5 protein-coding genes and 1 pseudogene are annotated in these 4,539 nt (G+C 56.1%); 1 reads left to right on the top strand and 5 read right to left on the bottom strand.

The annotated features are described in order from the left end of the window. Window positions 1–116 precede the first annotated feature (116 nt). Window positions 117–575 carry a hypothetical protein gene (locus N5J73_RS23980; RefSeq protein ID WP_011405611.1) on the top strand — a complete coding sequence of 153 codons (459 nt, stop codon included), beginning with the start codon at window positions 117–119 and terminating at the stop codon, window positions 573–575. Window positions 576–665: 90 nt separating this feature from the next. Here the strand turns inward: N5J73_RS23980 and merD are convergent. From merD to merP, 5 genes and pseudogenes are all read right to left on the bottom strand, one after another. Next, window positions 666–1,013: pseudogene (gene merD, locus N5J73_RS23975) on the bottom strand (mercuric resistance transcriptional repressor MerD). Further along, entirely contained in the window at window positions 1,010–1,648 is a 639-nt protein-coding gene (gene merB, locus N5J73_RS23970; protein WP_011405610.1) for an organomercurial lyase MerB, read from the bottom strand. The pseudogene merD and the gene merB overlap by 4 nt, the downstream one beginning before the upstream one ends. 80 nt (window positions 1,649–1,728) lie before the next feature. Then, complete coding sequence (gene merG / locus N5J73_RS23965) at window positions 1,729–2,382, bottom strand: phenylmercury resistance protein MerG (protein WP_011405609.1); 654 nt, start codon at window positions 2,380–2,382, stop codon at window positions 1,729–1,731. Window positions 2,383–2,417: 35 nt separating this feature from the next. Continuing rightward, entirely contained in the window at window positions 2,418–4,127 is a 1,710-nt protein-coding gene (merA, locus tag N5J73_RS23960) for a mercury(II) reductase (RefSeq protein WP_011405608.1), read from the bottom strand. Between the two features lie 187 nt (window positions 4,128–4,314). Beyond that, a partial coding sequence (merP, locus tag N5J73_RS23955; protein WP_279941370.1) for a mercury resistance system periplasmic binding protein MerP occupies window positions 4,315–4,539 on the bottom strand: 225 nt, incomplete at its 5' end.

Here is a 4,539-nt window from a genome sequence, read left to right as displayed (position 1 = left end):
GAACGAGCTTGGCAGGGGCTTCCACAGCTTAGCGTGCTTTATTTTCCGTTTTCTGAGGTGCCCCCTACCAGCAACGCACCGCCGAAGACCGGCAGCAGGAGCGCGAGCAATTCCAGATGGTTAACCGGGGCCTGAAAGACCAGATTCAAGACCTGCAAAACCGGCTCATCCAAGCCGAGTCAAGAGCGTCCGAGCTGATAGACACTAATGCGCAATTACAACGACAAACGCATGAGCTCGAACAGGCCAATGCGATGCACAAAAGCACCTTGGATAGGCAAGTGGCCGATATCCAGAACTTGGAGCATCAACTTAACGACGCCTCGGCAAAAAACCGGGAGCGGAAGCATGAAAGCAAACAATTGGCGGATAATATTGCCGCACTCGCAAGCCAGAAAGCAGATGCCGATAAGCAGGTGGCCGTACTATCCCAAGCATTAGAGGTCACCAAAACGGATCTGAAAGCCTCTCAGAATAGAGCGGAAGTTCTGTCCGATGAGAACAAGTTGATTCTTCAGGAAAAAGCGGTGATTCAGGGGCAGTTTAAGCAGCTTCAGGAGTCACTGTCGCGATAAAGGCTTTAGTCAAACATTCATCGAAAAAGCTATATTAATCAATATATTATATACGAAGTGGCTAATTCCAACGCTTTTACCGGCCGGACCTCAAGTAGCTGCACCGGCCGCCATTTCATTCAAAGAGGCCTCGACGACAGTCAAAACTGTTCGACGCACGTCGATCTTCCATCGCACGCGCTCGACGCATCGGTCCAGGCTTTCGCTATCGTCTGCGTCCAATGCTTTGCAAAGTCGCGCCAGTTCGTCGAGCCCAATTCCGGACTCGAAGGCTGCGCGGAGAAACCGCAGCCTTCCGAGTGTTTTGTCATCGAAAATGTTCTAGCCACTTTCGGTTCGCCGAGCAGGGTGCAACAAGCCGCGTATCATGTAGTCGCGCACGACATGCACGCTGACGCAAGCATCATCAGCCAGCTTCGATATCGAGTACGCATTCATACTGGGCTTTCCTCGCAGTCCTCTAGCAGCTTAAGCGCGACATCATGACCAAGGTCGAACGCACTCTCGACAGGCACGACCTCAATCCCTTGGTGGGTCGAAGCCCACGAATTTGCAATAGACGGAGACGCAAAGAAATGCACATGACAGCAAAACGAACAACGAATGTCGGGCGAAGTATCCGGAGTTCGCAGTGAAACCATTGCTTCTGCCGGTTCGACATGAAGCACTGCTTCTGGTGCAACGGTGAGAGTGATCGGCCTACCGGTGGCGGCGCAGCGGGAAGTGACACGGGCAATCTTGCCGGTCAAGGCGGGAAACATCAAGGTGTCCAGCGCACACCATGTGTACAAATGACGGCCATCCACCTCAAAAACGTGAGAGGTTTCACGTAGTGTCAGCCCCAGTCCAATGATATTGGCCTCGTCGTCATATTCCGTACCAGGTGCCTGCTCAAGTACCGTTGCAACTCTCGCTCCAGACCATCCGAGTGCGCCGGCGAGCTTTTCGCGTGATACAGGTCCCCCCATCGCTAGCTGTCGGAGCAGCGCGACAAAGAGCGTTGCGAACTCTTTAGGATGATTGCCAGATGAAAGGCTTTCGGCAATCTTTTTGGAATAAATAGTCTTGTCCATTTTCCACCTGTTATATCGGGCAGCGATCAACCGAGATAAACCTTACTCGGCGGTTACGTCCTGCGCTTAAAAAAGACGAATTACTTTGTGCCTTGCCGGCGTTGCCATTCCTCGGCCAGCAGCTGGGCTTGCTGTAACTGTTCGGGCTTCATTTGAGCTGCATAGTCTGCAACGACTTTTGCTGCTGTCGGTTCTCCCGACGCTGCGGCCAGACTCATCCACTGGTATGCCTGCACCTGGTCGGGCGCGATGTCGGTAAGACCCTTTGCAAACAGCTGGGCCAGCCTGACTTGAGCCTGCGTGTGTCCCTGCTCGGCAGCGAGGCGGTACCACTTGAAAGCCTCTGCATCGTTGGCAGGAGCCGCACGCCCATTCTTATACATACCGTCGACTTCACTTCCGTAGAGGCGCCCGAGGTTGAACTGTGCATCGGCTTCACCCTGCTCGGCCGCCCTGCGGAACCACTGGATCGATGCCGCGTGGTTTTGCTTTACGCCCATACCGCATTTGTACGCAAGACCCATGATGTTCTGAGCCATGGCATCGCCAGCCCTGGCCTTCTTTTCCCAATCACTGACGGTCTCTGGCGACAATGTTTCAATCGCGGCGCCGAGCTTAGAAAAATCATAAGCCGCCAACGCTTGGTTTGGCATGCCTAACGTTGCGGTACTTGCCAGTACGATCGTCAAGCACGCGCGTACACGGCGTAATTTAAGTCTGATGTCACAAAACATAAAAACTCCTCTGTCCCTGTTTTGGTGCCCAAGGTTTAGCCGGCACAGCACGATAGCTGTGTCACATCCTTCGAAAAAGTCTGTGCCACCAGTTTGAGACCTTCAACCATGGTGAGGTAAGGGAAAAGCTGGTTAGCCAGATCCTGGACGGTCATGCGGGCCCGGATGGCAATCGCGGCAGTCTGGATGATTTCGCCTGCTTCCGGTGTCACAGCCTGGACTCCGAGAATGCGTCCGGACCCTGCCTCAGCAACAAGCTTGATAAAGCCGCGGGTATCGAAGTTGGCGAGTGCACGCGGCACATTGTCGAGCGTGAGCGTACGGCTTTCGGTTTGCAGACCAATGCGCTGGGCCTCTGCTTCACTGTAGCCTACCGTGGCAACTTGCGGATCGGTGAACACGACTGCCGGCATGGCGTCGAGATCGAGCTTTACGTCGCCGCCGGTCATATTAATGCCAGCCCGGGTACCAGCCGCGGCTGCAACGTAGACGTACTGAGGCTGGTCAGTGCAGTCGCCAGCTGCGTAAATGTTCGAAGCACTCGTGCGCATGCCTTGATCGATCAGGATGCGATGTTGCGAGTCAAACGTCACACCTGCGCGCTCGAGATTCAGGCTTGCGGTATTTGGCGTGCGGCCGGTGGCAACAAGCAATTGATCCACCTTTAACTCGCCCTGCGCGGTCGTCAGGATGAATTGGCGGTCGCAATAGGTCACGGCACTCGCCTGCGTCTGTGTCAGCACCGTGATGCCTTCCGCACGGAAAGCTGCAGTCACGGCCTCGCCAATGGCAGGGTCGTCACTGGCAAACAAGGTGCGCCGGGCCAGGACCGTCACCTCGCTGCCCAAGCGCGCAAACGCTTGTGCCAGTTCCAGTGCTACGACCGAGGCGCCAATTACTGCCAGCCGTTTAGGAATGGCTTCGCTAACCAGGGCTTCGGTGGACGTCCAATATGGCGTTCCTGCAAGACCAGGCAACGGCGGGATGGCAGCGCTTGCACCAGTGGCAATGAGACAGCGATCGAAGGCCACTTCGCGAGTGTCACCTTCTGCCGCTTCCACGATAAGCGTTTGGCCATCCTTGAATCGGGCGCTGCCTCGCACCAGATTGATCGACGGATTGCTTTCGAGGATGCTTTCATATTTAGCATGACGCAGCTCGTCCACACGGGCCTGCTGTTGCGCCAGCAGACGGTCACGCAGGACAACTGGGGGCGTTGCCGACAGTCCCACGTCAAAAGGACTTTCGCGTCGCAGATGAGCGATATGCGCTGCCCGAATCATGATCTTAGAAGGGACGCAGCCCACGTTGACGCAGGTGCCGCCGATAGTTCCCCGCTCGATCAGGGTGACACGGGCACCGTTTTCAGCTGCCTTCAGCGCTGCTGCCACAGCGGCGCCGCCAGTACCGATGATCGCCACATGCAGCTGACCTGCCGGTTTCTCCACCGCGCGCTCGCCGCTCAGCCACTGGGCGGCTTTGCCAAGGAGTCCTGGCTGTTCAACACTGCGCTCTTTGCTTTCAAATTCGTCTGTAGGCGTAGCACCGTAACCAAGGGCGCCCACTGCTGCTACGAGCGCGGACACGTCAAGCCTATTGCCTGTGACTTGCGCCTTGTTCGATGGATAATCGACAGCCGCTCGCGTTACGCCGGGGACCGCCAGCAGCGCGTCCTCAACGTGCCTTGTACAACTTGGGCAAGTCATTCCCGCCACGCTCAAACCAACTTCGTTTAACTCTTGCATTCCGCTCTCTCTTTTATCCGTTGTGCCCAAGCCAACTAGTACGACGCCTCGGTCACTGAATCGGTTGTGCGCTTCAGGGAACAGGCTCCGTGGGTCGTTTACAGGCTGCTCACGCGATGACGACCGGCAGAATCGCCTGAGCGGCATCTCTGCCGTGGTTCTAGCGATGCTGCCGTTATTTGTTGCCTTACTTCTTCAGCTCAGATGGGTAGCCTACATCCGTCGTCGCCTTGCTAAGCGCCTGGACGTTGGTCTTCGCATCGTCAAACGTTACGACGGCAAGCTTGGTTGAGAAGTCGACCTCGGTCTTGCTAACACCGTCGACCTTGCTCAAGGCCTTTTTAATGGTGATAGGACAAGTCGCGCAGGTCATGCCAGGAACGGCCAAGGTGACCGTCTGCGTGGCGGCCCA

Source organism: Stenotrophomonas sp. GD03654, assembly GCF_029845105.1.
In the GTDB taxonomy this organism is placed as follows: domain Bacteria; phylum Pseudomonadota; class Gammaproteobacteria; order Xanthomonadales; family Xanthomonadaceae; genus Stenotrophomonas; species Stenotrophomonas africana.
This window is presented reverse-complemented; position numbering and strand designations above follow the sequence as displayed.